Source organism: Bradyrhizobium sp. LeoB3 (assembly GCF_055456055.1).
Genome location: NZ_JBVBEF010000007.1, coordinates 119,153 through 135,045 on the forward strand (window position 1 = coordinate 119,153; position 15,893 = coordinate 135,045).

Genomic DNA, 15,893 nt, shown 5'->3' on the forward strand with positions numbered 1-15,893 from the left:
GACCGAAATGCCGCTCCGGATTTTTCCGAAGCGGCATTTTCACATTCGTTACAGCAGGCCAGCGCCGCGCGCCCATTTGTACTTGGCCCCTAACACCTCGACCGGCAGCTCGGTCGAATAGGCATAGGCCGGGATGCCGTGCTGGTAGAGATATTCGGCGGCCTCCTCGACCTCGACGTCGCCGGCGAGCGAGGCCACCATCGGCTTCACGAAGCCCTTGGCCTCCATCTCCTTCTTCACTTCGACCATGTTGCGCGCGAACACCATCGGCGGCGTCACGATGGTGTGCCAGTAGCCGAGGATCAGCGCGTGGATGCGCTCATCGGAGAGGCCGAGCTTCACCGTGTTGACATAGGTGATCGGCGGCTCGCCACCGGTGATGTCGACGGGATTGCCGGCGGCGCCGAACGGCGGGATGAACTTGCGGAAAGCAGCATCGAGGTCCGGCGGCATCTGCATCAGCGACAGGCCGTTGTCGACCACAGAGTCGGACAGCAGCACGCCCGAGCCGCCGGCGCCGGTGATGATCAGCACGTTCTCGCCCTTGGGCGTCGGCAGCACCGGCACGCCACGGGCGAATTCGAGCAGTTGCCGCAAGCTGCGGGCGCGGATCACGCCGGACTGTTTGAACACGTCCTCATAGATCTTGTCGTTGCCGGCGAGCGCGCCGGTGTGCGACGACGCAGCCTTGGCGCCCGCCGAGGTACGGCCGGCCTTCAGCACGATCACCGGCTTCTTCTTTGAGACCCGCTTGGCGGCTTCGGCAAAGGCGCGGCCGTCCTTCAGGTCTTCACAGTGCTGCGCGATCAAATTGGTGTTCGGGTCCTGCTCGAAGAAGGCGAGCAGATCGTCCTCGTCGATATCGGACTTGTTGCCAAGGCCGACGATCGCGGAGACGCCCATCTTCGCCGAGCGCGAGAAGCCGATGATCGCCATGCCGATCCCGCCGGACTGCGATGACAATGCCGCATGGCCCTTGACGTCGTAGGCCGTGCAGAAGGTCGCGCACAGATTGGCCGGCGTATAATAGAAGCCGTAGATGTTCGGCCCCATCAGGCGGATATCGTACTTCTTGCCGACCTCGACGATCTCGGCCTGCAATTCAGGCGCGCCGGCTTCGGCAAAGCCGGACGGGATCAGTACGGCGCCGGGAATTTTCTTCTCGCCGCATTCGGCGAGCGCACCGGCGACGAATTTCGCGGGGATCGCGAACACGGCGACATCGATCACCCCGGGCACATCCTTGACGCTCTTGTAGGCCTTGTAGCCGAGGATCTCGGGCGCCTTCGGGTGGATCGGATAGATCTCGCCCTTGTAGCCGCCGTTGATGAGGTTCTTCATCACGGAGTTGCCGATCTTGCCGTCCTCGGCGGAGGCGCCGATCACGGCGACCGCCTTCGGCTGCATGATGCGGTTCATCGCGGCGACGATTTCCTCGGTGGGTCGCGGCGCCGGGCGCGGCTTGTAGTCGAAATCGACCACGATGCGCACGTCGGCGGCGATCGCGTCCTTCTTGGTGGCGAATACGGGATTGAGATCGAGCTCGACGATTTCGGGGAAATCGCTCACCAGCCGCGACACCTTGACGATGACGTCGGCAAGCGCCTCGCGGTTGACGGGATCCCCGCCGCGCACGCCCTTCAGCATCTCATGCGCCTGGATGCCGTCGAGCATCGACAGCGCGTCTTCCTTGGTCGCGGGCGCGAGGCGGAAGGTGATGTCCTTCAGCACTTCGACCAGCACACCGCCGAGGCCGAAGGCGACCAGCTTGCCGAACGACCCATCGGTGATCGAGCCGATGATCACCTCGGTGCCGCCGCCCAGCATCTGCTGGACCTGCACACCCTCGATCTTGGCGTCGGCCTTGTACTTCTTGGCGTTGGCGAGAATCGTCTCAAAGGTTTTCTCGGCGTCAGCCGCGGTCTTGACGCCGACCACCACGCCGCCAGCCTCGGTCTTGTGGAGAATGTCCGGCGAGACGATCTTCATCACCACCGGGAAGCCCATCCCGGACGCGATCCGCGCCGCCTCGGACGCCGACTTGGCGACGTCCTCCTTCGGGACCGGGATCCCGTAGGCATCGCAGACCAATTTGCCCTCCGGCGCCGTCAGGCTCGTGCGCTTGTCCGCTTTGACCGCATCGAGAACGTTGCGGACTGCATCCTTTGAATTTGACATCGGCTTCCTCCCAGGACAAATTTGATGGCATTTGGTATGCCAGAAGCCAAAAAGTCAAGCCGGTCTTCTCTCGCCTGATGCAGAAAACAATGGCAACTTGACATTCTGGTATTTGGCATGCCAAAAACCTGATGGTATTTCTTCTGCTAAGAAGACGTCTCCGAAACGGAGGAGACGAGTCGTGGCAACACCTAAGGAAACCAAGGCACCGCCTGCTATGGCTGAGGCAGATATTGCGATCGTCAGGATCGCGCCAGAGACGAGTTTCAAGAACAAGGCTTATGAGGCCTTGAAGGAAGCTATTCTCAAGATGGACATCTATGCGACGCCCGAGCCGGTGATGCTCGACGAGCGCGCGTTGTCCGAGCGCCTCGGCGTCAGCCGCACCCCGATCCGCGAAGCGATCGCCATGCTCGAGCAGGACGGTTTCGTCAAAACCGTGCCGCGCCGCGGCATCGTCGTGGTCCGCCGCACCAAGACCGAGATCGTCGACATGATCCGCGCCTGGGCCGCGCTCGAGAGCATGGCCGCACGGTTGATCACGACCACCGCGCGCAAGAAGGACATCACGGCGCTGCGCGACTTCTTCAAGGATTTCAACAGCGACCGCCGGCCGGAAGATCACATCGAGGAATATTCCAAGGCCAACATCGCCTTCCATCAGGCGCTGATCTCGCTGTCCGAGAATCAGGTCCTGGTCGATATGACCAACGACATCCTGTTGCATGTGCGCGGCTACCGGCAGCTCACGATCGGGCGGAAGGATCGCACCGCGACATCGCTACCCGAGCATCTCGGCATCATCGAGGCGCTCGAGGCGCGCGACACCGAGCTCGCGGAAAAGCGCGCGCGCGACCACACGCTTGGCCTTGCTGCTTACGTCGAAGCGCACGGCCAGGAACTTTTCACTTAAAGCGTCACTCAGAAGACGACGAACTCGTCCGAACCAGAAAAGCCAGAGGGAGACCAGGCCCATGCTAAATACTGCCACCAAGACGACTGAAGCACCGGGCACGGAACAAGAGCTGACGGACGGATTCCATCTCGTCATCGACGCGCTGAAGCTGAATGGCATCGACACTGTCTACGGCGTGCCGGGCATTCCGATCACGGATCTCGGCCGCATGGCGCAGGCGGCGGGCATTCGCGTGTTGTCGTTCCGCCATGAGCAGAACGCGGGCTACGCGGCGGCGATCGCGGGCTTCCTGACCAAGAAGCCCGGCGTCTGCCTGACGGTGTCGGCGCCCGGCTTCCTCAACGGCCTCACCGCGCTCGCGCACGCCACCACCAACTGCTTCCCGATGATCCTGGTCTCTGGTTCCTCGGAGCGCGAGATCGTCGACCTGCAGCAGGGCGACTATGAGGAAATGGACCAGCTCGCGATCGCCAAGCCGCTCTGCAAGGCGGCGTTCCGCGTGTTGCACGCGCAGGATATCGGCATCGGCTTTGCCCGTGCGATCCGCGCCGCGGTGTCCGGTCGTCCCGGCGGCGTCTATCTCGACCTGCCGGCAAAACTGTTCTCGCAGGTGATCAACGCCGAAGCCGGCCAGAAGTCGCTGGTGAAGGTGATTGATGCGGCGCCGGCGCAGATCCCTGCCCCGTCGGCGGTCAAGCGCGCGCTCGACGTGCTCAAGGGCGCCAAGCGTCCGCTGATCATTCTCGGCAAGGGCGCAGCCTACGCGCAGGCCGATGACGCGATCCGCAGCTTCGTCGAGAAGAGCGGCGCGCCGTTCCTGCAGATGAGCATGGCCAAAGGCCTGCTGCCCGACACGCATCCGCAATCCGCCGGCGCCGCCCGCTCGACGGTGCTGAAGGATGCCGACGTGGTGATGCTGATCGGCGCCCGCCTCAACTGGCTGCTCTCGCATGGCAAGGGCAAGACCTGGGGCGACGCGCCGAAGAAATTCATCCAGGTCGATATCGAGCCGAAGGAGATGGATTCCAACGTCGAGATCGCAGCTCCCCTGGTCGGCGATGTCGGCTCCTGCGTCACTGCTTTGCTCGAGGGCATGGGCGGCAACTGGCCGGTGGCGCCCGCCGACTGGACTACAAAAGTCAACGCCAAGCGCGACGAGAACGTCGCCAAAATGGCGCCGAAGCTGATGAGCAATGCCTCGCCGATGGATTATCACGGCGCGCTCGGCGTGCTCCGCACCGTCATCAAGGAGCGGCCCGACGCCATCCTCGTCAACGAAGGCGCCAACACGCTCGACCTCGCCCGTGGCGTCATCGACATGTACCAGCCGCGCAAGCGGCTCGATGTCGGCACCTGGGGCGTGATGGGCATCGGCATGGGCTATGCGATCGCAGCCGCCATCGAGACCGGCAAGCCGGTGCTCGCGGTGGAAGGCGACAGCGCGTTTGGTTTTTCGGGCATGGAGATCGAGACCATCTGTCGCTACAACCTGCCGGTCTGCGTCGTGGTCTTCAACAATGACGGCATCTATCGCGGCACCGACACCAACTCGGCCGGCGCCGATCCCGCCACCACGGTGTTCGTGAAGGGCGCGCGCTACGACAAGATGATCGAGGCGTTCGGCGGCGTTGGCGTCAACGCGACCTCGCCGGATGAATTGAAGCGTGCCGTGAATGCGGCGATGGACTCCGGCAAGCCGACGCTGATCAACGCGGTGATCGATCCGGCGGCGGGTTCGGAGAGCGGCCGCATCGGCAATCTCAATCCGCAGAGCGTTCTGAAGAAGAAGTAACGGATCAACTGAACGGCGTCATTCCCCGCGAAAGCGGGGAATCCAGTAGCCGCCGAGCTATCGTGAGGCGAACACTGAGCCCGACTGAATCGACGGTGATTACTGGATGCCCGCCTTCTCGGGCATGACAGCAACAGGTAGTAACAAGGAGAGGACAGATGACTAAGGCGCTTACGGGCGTTCGCATTCTCGATTTCACCCATGTCCAGTCGGGACCGACCTGCACCCAGCTCCTGGCCTGGTTCGGCGCCGACGTGATCAAGGTCGAGCGCCCCGGCGTCGGCGACATCACGCGTGGCCAGTTGCAGGACGTCCCGAACGTGGACAGCCTGTATTTCACCATGCTCAACCACAACAAGCGCTCGATCACGCTCGACACCAAGAACCCGAAGGGCAAGGAAGTCCTGACCGCGCTGATCAAGAAGTGCGACGTGCTGGTGGAGAATTTCGGCCCCGGCGTGCTCGACCGCATGGGCTTTCCCTGGGAGAAGATCCAACAGATCAACCCGCAGATGATCGTGGCCTCGATCAAGGGCTTTGGCCCCGGTCCGTATGAGGACTGCAAGGTCTATGAGAACGTCGCGCAGTGCACCGGCGGCGCGGCCTCGACCACCGGCTTCCGCGACGACGTGCCGCTCGTCACCGGCGCGCAGATCGGCGACAGCGGCACCGGGCTGCATCTGGCGCTCGGCATCGTCACCGCCCTGTTCCACCGCACCAAGAGCGGCAAGGGCCAGCGCGTCACCGCGGCGATGCAGGACGGCGTGCTCAACCTCTGCCGCGTCAAGCTGCGCGACCAGCAGCGCCTCGCCCATGGCCCGCTCAAGGAATACAGCCAGTTCGGTGAAGGCATTCCGTTCGGCGACGCCGTGCCGCGCGCGGGCAATGATTCCGGCGGCGGCCAGCCCGGGCGCATCCTGAAGTGCAAGGGCTGGGAGACCGATCCCAACGCCTACATCTACTTCATCACGCAGGCGCCGGTCTGGGAGAAGATCTGCGACGTGATCGGCGAGCCCACCTGGAAGACGCATCCTGACTACGCCAAGCCGGCGGCACGCTTGCCGCGGCTGAACGAGATCTTCGCGCGCATCGAGCAGTGGACCACGACCAAGACCAAGTTCGAGGCGATGGAGATCCTCAACCAATACGACATCCCCTGCGGCCCGATCCTGTCGATGAAGGAACTCGCCGAGGACCAGTCGCTGCGCGCGACTGGCACGGTGGTCGAGGTCGACCACCCCACCCGCGGCAAGTATCTGTCGGTCGGCAACCCGATCAAGCTCTCGGACAGCCCGAGCGAGGTGCTCCGCTCGCCGCTGCTCGGCGAGCACACCGACGAGGTTCTGCGCCAGGTGCTGGGCTTCAGCGATCACCAGGTCGCCGAGATCCACGACTCCGGCGCACTCGACCCGCCGCAGAAGCAGGCGGCCGAGTAAGAAGGCCATCAAGCTGGAAACATAGGCCGCCGGGGACCCCCGGCGGTCTTTTTGCCATTTGGGATGCCTGATAACTGATCTATGCTGCGTTGCAAAAGACGAATGCTGCTATGCAAACAAATGCGTTGTTGCTGGCATCTGGTATACATAGATTGTCCCCAGATCACGAAGCGGTAGTTCCGCTGCAACTTCAGAAGGGGACATCATGTCCAAGACTGCTTCCATCGCAATTTCGGCCCCGACTTCGCTGTGGGGACGTTTGCTGGCCACGATCGATCGGCTGCTGATGAAGAGCGCCGAGATTTCGATCCGCAACGGCGACGTGCCGCGCTTCGGCCTGTAATTTCGCAGCGCACCGGTACGCCCCGCCGGCGCCGCGAAATCAGATTTCCTGCATCCCCAATGGCCCCGTCTCCGGGGCCATTTTTCTTGCGCGTTAAACGACCCCAGGCATGCAACCGCGCGCTCTGCTGCCGGACAATCCTGCGGCATTTTCACGCGGCCGTGTGCTGCCGCTTGAATGTTGGCATATGGAATACCAAGATGGCCGCGGCACGTTTGGGACAAAACAAAACAGAGACGCGCCTTGGGAGGACCTATGACAGAGATGGTACAGGCTACGGCTCCGCCAACCGCCCGTGTCAGCGATACCTTTCGCTGGACACAACTTGCGATCGGCGTCGCGGCGATGGTGATGATCGCCAATTATCAATACGGGTGGACATTCTTCGTCCCCGACATTCAGAAAAAATTCGGTTGGGATCGCGCCTCGATCCAGTGGGCCTTCACCCTGTTCGTTTTATTTGAGACATGGCTGGTGCCGGTCGAAGGCTGGTTCGTCGACAAATACGGCCCGCGCATCGTGGTTCTCGTCGGCGGCATCCTCTGCGCCATCGGCTGGGCCATCAATGCCCAGGCGACCTCGCTCAATGGCTACTATCTCGGCATGATCATCGCGGGCATCGGCGCCGGCGGCGTGTACGGCACCTGCGTCGGCAACGCGCTGAAATGGTTTCCCGACAAGCGCGGTCTGGCGGCCGGCATCACCGCAGCCGGCTTCGGTGCAGGCTCGGCGCTGACGGTCGCGCCGATCCAGGCGATGATCAAGGACTCCGGCTTCCAGACCACCTTCCTCTATTTCGGTCTCGGCCAGGGCATCATCATCGTGCTGCTCTCCTTCTTCCTGCTCGCGCCGAAATCCGGACAGGTGCCGATGGTCGCGCAGAACGCCAATCTGGTTCAGAGCCGGCGCAACTATCAGCCGACGGAAGTGCTGCGGCAGCCGATCTTCTGGCTGATGTACTTCATGTTCGTGATCGTCGGCGCCGGCGGCCTGATGGTAACGGCGAACCTGAAGCCGATCGCTGTGGACTGGAAGATCGACAGTGTCCCGGTGACCCTGATCGGCATGACGATGACCGCCGTGACCTTCGCCGCGACCATCGATCGCGTCCTCAACGGCCTGACACGTCCGTTCTTCGGCTGGATCTCCGACATGATCGGCCGCGAGAACACGATGTTCATCGCCTTCGGCATGGAGGGCATCGGCATCTGGGCGCTCTACATGTGGGGTCATGATCCGATCTGGTTCGTGATCCTGTCGGGCTTCGTGTTCTTCGCCTGGGGTGAGATCTACTCGCTGTTCCCCTCCACCTGCACCGACACCTTCGGCTCGAAATTCGCGACCACCAATGCCGGCCTGCTCTACACCGCCAAGGGCACGGCCGCGCTGCTGGTGCCGCTTGCGAACTACGTGCAGCAGTCCGCTGGCAATTGGGACAATGTCTTTCTCATCGCCGCGGGCGCCAACATCCTGGCATCGCTGCTCGCCATCCTCGTGCTGAAGCCATGGCGCAAGGTCGTGGTGGAAAAATCGGGCGCATCGTAGATCGCGCAACAGAGTTGGTCTGAAGCGCCCGGCCCACAGCCGGGCGCTTTTTTGCTGCGCTTCCGATTTTCCGAATTCGCCGTGACCGCCGAGCTGCGGCATGCCCTATGCCGCACTGCAGCACAAGTTCGGCTTGCATTGTGGGATATAGTATACCAACATCCGCCCAGTGCTTGCGACGATAAGTCACAAACTCGCGACAGAAGGCCGCAACCGCAGGCACGCGCTCGGGAGGACTTGATGGTTTTAAGCAACGCCGCCGCCGCACCTTCAGCACCTGCGTCCAGCGGCTTCCGCTGGTTTCAGCTCGCCATGGGCATCGTCTGCATGGCGATGATCGCCAACCTGCAATACGGCTGGACGCTGTTCGTCGATCCGATCGACGCGAAGCATCATTGGGGCCGTGCGGGCATCCAGCTCGCCTTCACGATCTTCGTGGTGACCGAGACCTGGCTCGTCCCCGTCGAAGCCTGGTTCGTCGACAAATACGGGCCGAGCATGGTGATCATGTTCGGCGGCGTGATGATCGCGCTGTCCTGGGTCCTCAATTCCTACGCGGATTCGCTGGCGCTGCTTTATACCGCCGCCGTGATCGGCGGCATGGGCGCCGGTGCCGTCTACGGCACCTGCGTCGGCAATGCGCTGAAATGGTTTCCGGACCGTCGGGGCCTCGCTGCCGGCGCGACCGCCGCCGGCTTCGGCGCGGGTGCCGCGCTCACCGTGGTGCCGATCGCAAGCATGATCGCCGCCAGCGGCTACCAGACCGCCTTCTTCGACTTCGGCATCGGGCAAGGCCTGATCGTGTGCGTGCTCGCCTTCTTCATTCGGCCGCCATCTGTCGCGATCCCTCCGAAAAAGAAGCAGCTCAACCTGCCGCAGACCAAGACTGATTTTACCCCGCCGCAGGTGCTGCGCAGCCCGATCTTCTGGGTGATGTACCTGGTGTTCGTGATGGTCGCCTCTGGCGGCCTGATGACCGCCGCACAGATCGCGCCGATCGCCGACGACTTCCAGATTGCCAAGACGCCGGTCTCGCTCGCCGGCATCCAGATGGCGGCACTGACGTTTGCGATCTCGCTCGATCGCGTCTTCGACGGATTCGGCCGGCCGCTGTTCGGCTGGATCTCCGACAATATCGGCCGCGAGTACACGATGTTCATCGCGTTCGGCACCGGCGCGCTGATGCTGCTGACGCTCTCGACCTATGGCGCCCATCCGATCGTGTTCGTGCTCGCGACCGCGGTCTATTTCGGCGTGTTCGGCGAGATCTACAGCCTGTTTCCGGCCACCAGCGGCGACACCTTCGGTGTGAAGTACGCCGCCACCAACAACGGCATGCTGTACACGGCGAAAGGCACCGCCTCGCTGCTGGTGCCGCTCGCCAGCATCGTTGCCAAGAATTTTGGCTGGCACGCCGTGTTCGTGATGGGCGTAGCGCTCAACGCGACGGCGGCGCTGATGGCGCTGTTCGTGATCAGGCCGATGCGACGCGCCTTCATCCTGGGCAACGAGACAGCGGCGGCAGAGGCGACCGCGCGCAGTGTCACGACAGCATGATCGCAGCCGCTGCGACAGCGAAGGCGCACTCCGGTGCGCCTTTTCTTTTGCCAAAAGTCAAAGGAATACAAAATACAACGATATAGGTCAGCGAGATGCCGTCGTCCATCGGACGAAAAGCGTCAGCGTTACTTACTGTTTTTGCTATATTTTTCTGAAGGCATCTACCCCCGCCGCGTTGACAATTGGCATTTTGTATACCAGACTTGCGGCTATCAACGAACCCAAGGAGGTTGTCATGCAAGTCGGAGATATTCTGCGCAAGAAAGCCGCCCGTGTCGCAACGGTTCGCATGAACGAGACGGTGGCGATCGCCGCGCAACTGATGCGTTCGGGCAATATCAGCGCGCTGGTGGTCAAGGATGTCGTCCGCACCGAGGGCAACACGGCAGTGGGCATGTTCACCGAGCACGACGTGGTGCGCGCCATCGCCGAGCATGGCGCGGCCGGCGCCAACATGCGCGTGTCGCACTTCATCTCAGTGCAGCAGCTCGTGTCCTGCACCTCGCGCGACTCGCTCGAGCATATCCGTCACCTCATGAACAGGCACAACATCCGCCACGTGCCGGTCATCGACGATTACAGCCTGATCGGCGTCATCAGCATCCGCGACATCGCAGCCGCATTCGACGAGCAGGCGATCGCCGCGCGGGAAGCCATTCCGGCTTGAAAGCACCCCAGCGTCAGCGCGCCGGTCTGAGACGTCCTCGGCACCGGCGCACGACCAGCGCTGAAACATCAACCCCGCCTCTTTTGCGAAACATCCCATGAAGATTTGCATTTACGGCGCCGGCGCGATCGGCGGCTATCTCGGCGTGCAGCTTGCGCGCGCGGGCGTGGAGGTGAGCCTGGTCGCACGCGGCGCCCATCTCGCGGCCATGAAGGCGAACGGGCTGAAGCTCCTGATCGGCGATGAAGAGCGCATCGTGCATCCCCGCTGCACCGACGATCCGGCCGAACTCGGCACGCAGGATTTCGTCATCATCTGCCTGAAGGCGCATTCGATCACCGGCGTGCTCGAACGGATGCAGCCGCTGCTCGGGCCGCACACGCGCGTCGTCACCGCAGTCAACGGCATCCCCTATTGGTACTTCCACAAGCACGGCGGCGATCATCAGGGCTCGACGCTGGAGAGCATCGATCCCGGCGGCCGGCAGTGGCGCGAGCTTGGCCCCGAGCGCGCGATCGGCTGCATCGTCTATCCCGCCACCGAGATCGAGGCGCCCGGTGTCATCCGCCACGTCTATGGCGACCGCTTTCCGCTCGGCGAGCCCTCCGGCGAAATCACCGAGGACGTGCAGCGTCTGTCTGATGTCTTCACCAAGGCGGGCATGCAGGCGCCCGTGCTCGAGCGCATCCGCGACGAGATCTGGCTCAAGCTGTGGGGCAATGTCTGCTTCAACCCGATCAGCGCCCTCACCCATGCGACCCTGGACGTGATCTGCTCCGATCCGCCGACCCGCGCGCTGTCGAAAGCGATCATGCTGGAGACGCAGGCGATCGCCGAAACCTTCGGCGTCAAGTTCCGCGTCGATGTCGAACGCCGCATCGAAGGCGCGCGCAAGGTCGGCGCCCACAAGACCTCGATGCTGCAGGACCTCGAGCGCAGTCGCCCGATGGAGATCGATCCGCTGGTCACCGTGGTTCAGGAAATGGGACGCCTGACGGGCATTCCGACGCCGTCGCTGGATGCGATGCTGGCGCTCGCTGCCCAGCGCGCCCGGATCGCCGGGCTCTACGACGGAAGGGTGCTTCCGTCGCCGGAAGCAAAAGTTGCGGCGGTCACGTGATGTTGCAGCGTAACGTGACCCATTGGCTTCGCTTCCGCCGCCAGGGTGAGACCGGCTTCGGCGTGCTGACGCCATCCGGCATCGCTGTACATGACGGCGAGATGTTCGGCACCTCCAAGCCGAACGGACGAATACTCGCGCTGGAGGACGTCGAGCTGCTCGCCCCCTCCGAGCCAAGCAAGATCGTCGCGCTCTGGAATAATTTCCACGCGCTCGCCGCCAAGCTGCAGCAACCTGAGCCGGCCGAGCCGCTCTATCTGCTGAAAGCAACCACCAGCGTCACCGCGCCGGGTGCCGTGATCGAGCGCCCCCTCTCCTATGACGGCAAGACCACCTATGAGGGCGAGCTCGGCATCGTGATCGGAAAGCCCTGCACCAACGTCTCTCCTGATGAGGCCGACGACTTCATCTTCGGCTACACCTGCGTCAACGACGTCACCGCCAACGACATCCTCAACCGCGACAAAACGTTTGCGCAATGGGCCCGCGCCAAGGGCTTTGACGGCTACGGCCCGTTTGGCCCCGTCATCACCGCAGGGATCGATCCGGCAAGCCTCGTCGTGCGCACCATCCTCAACGGCGCCGAGCGCCAGAACTACCCGATATCAGACATGATCTTCAGCGCGCAGGAGCTCGTCAGCAAGATCTCGCACGACATGACGCTCTTGCCCGGCGATCTCATCGCCTGCGGCACATCGGTCGGCGTCGGCGTCATGAAGGAGCCGGTCAACACCGTAACGGTGGCAATCGACGGCATCGGCGAGCTCACGAACGAATTCAGGCAGTAGCCGACGTCACCTGAAGCCAATGGCGTGAACCCCTTCATTCGAGGACTTTGGGTCGATCCGGCTAGAGCGTTTTCGAGCGAAGTGGATACCGGTTCGCGTGAAGAAAACGCGTCAAAACAAGAATCTAGAGCTTCGGTTCTGATTCAATCAGAACCGAAGCTCTAGTTCCGCCTTGCGGAAACAACGCGGCGCTTTTGCATGATGGCGTTGCCCTGACCATCACCCGCCCCCGTGGACTTTTGCAGGGGGCGACGGCATCCTGCTGTCCGAAATTCTCGATAAACAGCGCGCGGTGGTCCGCGCCGGGGAAACAGAGGGCAGTAATGATCAAGACACGCTTCACCGAGCTTTTCGGCGTCGAGCACCCGATCGTGCAGGGCGGCATGCAATGGGTCGGACGCGCGGAACTCGTCGCTGCCGTCGCCAATGCCGGCGCGCTCGGCATGATCACGGCTCTGACCCAGCCGACACCGGATGATCTCCGCAAGGAAATCGCGCGCTGTCGCGAGATGACCGACAAGCCGTTTGGCGTGAACCTGACCATCCTGCCCGCGATCAAGCCGCCGCCTTACGCAGAATACCGCCAGGTCATCATCGAGAGCGGCATCAAGATCGTCGAGACCGCGGGCAACAAGCCGCAGGAACATGTCGACGAGTTCAGGAAGCACGGCGTCAAGGTCGTGCACAAATGCACCAGCGTCCGCCACGCGCTGTCGGCGGAGCGCATGGGCGTGGACGCGATCTCGATCGACGGCTTCGAATGCGCCGGTCATCCCGGCGAGGACGACACCCCCGGCCTGATCCTGATCCCCTGCGCGGCCGACAAGGTGAAGATCCCGATGATCGCCTCCGGCGGCTTCGGCGACGGCCGCGGCTTGGCGGCTGCGCTGGCGCTCGGCGCCGACGGCATCAACATGGGCACACGCTTCATGTGCACCAAGGAGAGCCCGATCCATCAGCTCGTCAAGGAGCGCATCGTCGCCAATGACGAGCGCGAGACCGAGCTGATCTTCCGCACCATGCGCAACACCTCCCGCGTCGCCAGGAATGCGATCTCGACCAAGGTGGTCGCGATGGAGAAGGAAGGCGCGAAATTCGAGGACGTGCGCGAACTCGTCGCCGGCGCCCGCGGCAAGATGGTCTACGCTAGCGGCGATGCCGACGAAGGCATCTGGTCGGCCGGCCAGGTGCAGGGCCTGATCCACGACATCCCGAGCTGCGCCGAACTGGTATCGCGCATCGTACGCGATGCGGAGGCGATCATCCGCGGCCGTCTCGAGAGCATGATTTCGGGGGCGCAGCGCCAGGCCGCCGAATAGAGCATTTTCGAGCGAAGCATGCCCTCGGACTTGATCCGAGGGTGGAGACCGGTTCGCGTGAAGAAAACGCGTCAAAACAAGAATCTAGAGCGGTCTTGCTGCCCAACCAAAGAGAAGAGCCGATGAAAGCCTATGTCTATGGCGCCAATGGCGCTGAGATCACCGACGTCGCCAAGCCAACGCCGAAGGGCACGCAAGTGCTGGTCAAGGTTCACGCCTGCGGCCTCAACCGCGCCGATCTCGGTATGACGAAGGGCCATGCCCATGGCAGCGCGGGTGGCGTCGGCACCGTGCTCGGCATGGAGTGGGCCGGCGAGGTTGCCGAGCTCGGACCTGACGCCAAGGGCGTCAAGGTCGGGGACAAGATCATGGGTTCCGGCAGCGCCGCCTTTGCTGAATACACGCTTGCCGATCACGGCCGGCTGTTCCGCGCGCCCTCGAACATGAATTTCGAGGACGCCGCCACCCTCCCCGTCGCACTCGCGACCATGCACAACGCCGTCGTCACCAATGGCGCGCTCCAGGCGGGACAGACTGTGCTGATCCAGGGTGCCAGTTCCGGCGTCGGGTTGATGGCGATGCAGATCGCCCAGCTCAAGGGCGCGAAGCTCGTGATCGGCTCCTCGACCGACGCGATGCGGCGCGGCCGGCTGAAGGATTTCGGCGCCGATCTCGCGATCGATTCCAGCGACCCCACCTGGGTCGAGCAGGTGCTGAAGGCAACCGGCGGCGAAGGCGTCGACCTCATCGTCGACCAGGTCTCCGGAAAGGTCGCCAACCAGAACCTCGCCGCGACCAAGATCAAGGGCCGCATCGTCAATGTCGGCCGGCTCGGCGGCACCCATGCCGATTTCAACTTCGACCTGCACGCGGCGCGCCGCATCCACTATATCGGCGTCACCTTCCGCACCCGCACCATCGAGGAGATCCGCGAGATCTTCGACGAAGTCCGCAAGGACATCTGGGGCGCCGTGGAATCCCGCAAGCTGCAACTGCCGATCGACCGCGTCTACAAGTTCGACGAAATCGGCAAGGCGTTCGAGCACATGGAAGCCAACAAGCACCTCGGCAAGATCGTGGTGACGCTGTAAGTGCGGTCGTAGATCGTAGGGTGGGCAAAGCGCAGCGTGCCCACCTTCTCTTGCACCGAACGTGGATGGTGGGCACGGCGCGAAGAGCGCCTTGGCCCACCCTACGCCATGCGGCTCAGATTGCCCGTCCCGCTATGGTGGCCTGATAGCTATGGATCTGCTTGGCAGTCGTAATCGCCGCAAAAATTGCTGCCAAAGCGAATGCTATGGAAAAGGCGAAGAAAACAAAACGTGGCGTCATTGAGTGGGCTCCCTTTCAGGACCCCCCGCGCCATATCTAACGTGAATTCCGAGGCCTTCAAGGCGCGCACGGGCGGTCCACTTAGAATCCCGCAGACTGAAGGGCCACGCCTGTCGCGAAAGGCACGGCATCGGCTTCTCTCAACGGCGTGGATGGTCACGCCATGTGCTCGGCCGTTTGCCCTCAGGTGAGGCAGTTGTCAGTGCGATTTGTGACGACGCCTTACGAGACGATAGACGCCATACCCGACTGCAATAAGAGCAAGAGGAAGCCCAGCGCCAGCGACAGGTCCAGGAGCGCCATGGACGCTACCAGGAGCGCCATGGACGCCACCATCGGTCCAACCGGCAGGGCTACCATCTCCGTTGAGAACATAACCGGCGGTCGCGATCCCTAACACAGCTAGTCCGCCAAGAGCGCCTTTGAGAGACAAAAGGCGTGTGAATTTCGTCCAAGACATCCAAAACATGATATTTAATCTCCTCGCCCCGCGATTTGATTAAATATTAACAATTCGTGATAATAATAGCAATATTAAATAAGCAATGCAGTCGCGATGCTGCAAAGCAACACAGCCTCTAATTGATTCAGTGGCTGAGCGCACGCCCCCACAGCCCAACGGTCGGGCGACGCCCAGGCGTAAATCTCGGATTTTGCGCCGGAGCTAGAGCGTTTTCGAGCGAAGTGGACACCGGTTCGCGTGAAGAAAACGCGTCAAAACAAGAATCTAGACCTTCGGTTCTGATTCAATCAGAACCGAAAAATGCTTTAGCCGATATCACTTGATGCGCCGCTTCGTTGCCGCGTCTACGCTCGGGCGAAATGTTGCGAGGAAATCGGTTGCGGTCGCGAGGTCGCGTTCGTCCGCTCTCGGACGGCGGGAAATCGCTTCTGGCC

The 15,893-nt window shown here is 62.6% G+C and carries 14 protein-coding genes; 11 read left to right on the top strand and 3 right to left on the bottom strand.

All coding sequences use genetic code 11. From position 1 onward, the window contains the following. Positions 1-48: 48 nt before the first annotated feature. Positions 49-2,178 (bottom strand): acetate--CoA ligase family protein, encoded by a 2,130-nt coding sequence (locus ACZXDY_RS08545; protein ID WP_464345173.1) that lies wholly within the window; start codon positions 2,176-2,178, stop codon positions 49-51. Between the two features lie 217 nt (positions 2,179-2,395). Between ACZXDY_RS08545 and ACZXDY_RS08550 the strand changes: the two genes are divergently transcribed. The 6 genes from ACZXDY_RS08550 (at position 2,396) to oxlT (ACZXDY_RS08575) (ending at position 9,767) form a co-directional block, all read left to right on the top strand. After that, positions 2,396-3,091 carry a GntR family transcriptional regulator gene (locus ACZXDY_RS08550; RefSeq protein WP_464345196.1) on the top strand — a complete coding sequence of 232 codons (696 nt, stop codon included), beginning with the start codon at positions 2,396-2,398 and terminating at the stop codon, positions 3,089-3,091. A 61-nt stretch (positions 3,092-3,152) separates the two neighbouring features. Further along, complete coding sequence (gene oxc, locus ACZXDY_RS08555) at positions 3,153-4,886, top strand: oxalyl-CoA decarboxylase (RefSeq protein WP_464345174.1); 1,734 nt, start codon at positions 3,153-3,155, stop codon at positions 4,884-4,886. Between the two features lie 158 nt (positions 4,887-5,044). Beyond that, positions 5,045-6,322 (top strand): formyl-CoA transferase, encoded by a 1,278-nt coding sequence (frc, locus tag ACZXDY_RS08560; RefSeq protein ID WP_464345175.1) that lies wholly within the window; start codon positions 5,045-5,047, stop codon positions 6,320-6,322. A gap of 205 nt (positions 6,323-6,527) precedes the next feature. Next, positions 6,528-6,665: a hypothetical protein gene (locus ACZXDY_RS08565; protein WP_464345176.1), complete on the top strand. Its 138-nt coding sequence runs from the start codon at positions 6,528-6,530 to the stop codon at positions 6,663-6,665. Between the two features lie 255 nt (positions 6,666-6,920). Beyond that, positions 6,921-8,210 carry an oxalate/formate MFS antiporter gene (gene oxlT / locus ACZXDY_RS08570; protein WP_028167401.1) on the top strand — a complete coding sequence of 430 codons (1,290 nt, stop codon included), beginning with the start codon at positions 6,921-6,923 and terminating at the stop codon, positions 8,208-8,210. A 240-nt stretch (positions 8,211-8,450) separates the two neighbouring features. Next, the gene (oxlT, locus tag ACZXDY_RS08575) at positions 8,451-9,767 is read left to right on the top strand and encodes an oxalate/formate MFS antiporter (protein WP_464345177.1); all 1,317 of its coding nucleotides are present in this window, start codon (positions 8,451-8,453) and stop codon (positions 9,765-9,767) included. On the opposite strand, the gene ACZXDY_RS08580 is transcribed toward oxlT (ACZXDY_RS08575), so the two are convergent. Beyond that, positions 9,754-10,011, bottom strand: a complete 258-nt coding sequence (locus tag ACZXDY_RS08580; RefSeq protein WP_464345178.1) for a hypothetical protein — start codon at positions 10,009-10,011, stop codon at positions 9,754-9,756. The genes oxlT (ACZXDY_RS08575) and ACZXDY_RS08580 overlap by 14 nt on opposite strands. Here ACZXDY_RS08580 and ACZXDY_RS08585 point away from each other — a divergent pair. The 5 genes from ACZXDY_RS08585 (at position 10,006) to ACZXDY_RS08605 (ending at position 14,755) form a co-directional block, all read left to right on the top strand. Next, positions 10,006-10,437 carry a CBS domain-containing protein gene (locus ACZXDY_RS08585; RefSeq protein WP_028167399.1) on the top strand — a complete coding sequence of 144 codons (432 nt, stop codon included), beginning with the start codon at positions 10,006-10,008 and terminating at the stop codon, positions 10,435-10,437. The two genes, ACZXDY_RS08580 and ACZXDY_RS08585, sit on opposite strands and share 6 nt — an antisense overlap. 97 nt (positions 10,438-10,534) lie before the next feature. Beyond that, positions 10,535-11,557: a 2-dehydropantoate 2-reductase gene (locus ACZXDY_RS08590; protein ID WP_028167398.1), complete on the top strand. Its 1,023-nt coding sequence runs from the start codon at positions 10,535-10,537 to the stop codon at positions 11,555-11,557. Beyond that, positions 11,557-12,345 carry a fumarylacetoacetate hydrolase family protein gene (locus ACZXDY_RS08595; RefSeq protein WP_456645035.1) on the top strand — a complete coding sequence of 263 codons (789 nt, stop codon included), beginning with the start codon at positions 11,557-11,559 and terminating at the stop codon, positions 12,343-12,345. The genes ACZXDY_RS08590 and ACZXDY_RS08595 overlap by 1 nt, the downstream gene beginning before the upstream one ends. A 323-nt stretch (positions 12,346-12,668) precedes the next feature. Then, positions 12,669-13,664 carry an NAD(P)H-dependent flavin oxidoreductase gene (locus ACZXDY_RS08600; protein WP_028167396.1) on the top strand — a complete coding sequence of 332 codons (996 nt, stop codon included), beginning with the start codon at positions 12,669-12,671 and terminating at the stop codon, positions 13,662-13,664. Positions 13,665-13,786: 122 nt separating this feature from the next. Next, positions 13,787-14,755, top strand: coding sequence for a zinc-binding dehydrogenase (locus ACZXDY_RS08605; protein WP_464345179.1), 969 nt, complete (start codon positions 13,787-13,789; stop codon positions 14,753-14,755). Positions 14,756-14,870: 115 nt separating this feature from the next. Here the strand turns inward: ACZXDY_RS08605 and ACZXDY_RS08610 are convergent, their stop codons facing one another. After that, positions 14,871-14,996 carry a hypothetical protein gene (locus ACZXDY_RS08610; RefSeq protein ID WP_283807056.1) on the bottom strand — a complete coding sequence of 42 codons (126 nt, stop codon included), beginning with the start codon at positions 14,994-14,996 and terminating at the stop codon, positions 14,871-14,873. Between the last annotated feature and the right edge of the window lie 897 nt (positions 14,997-15,893).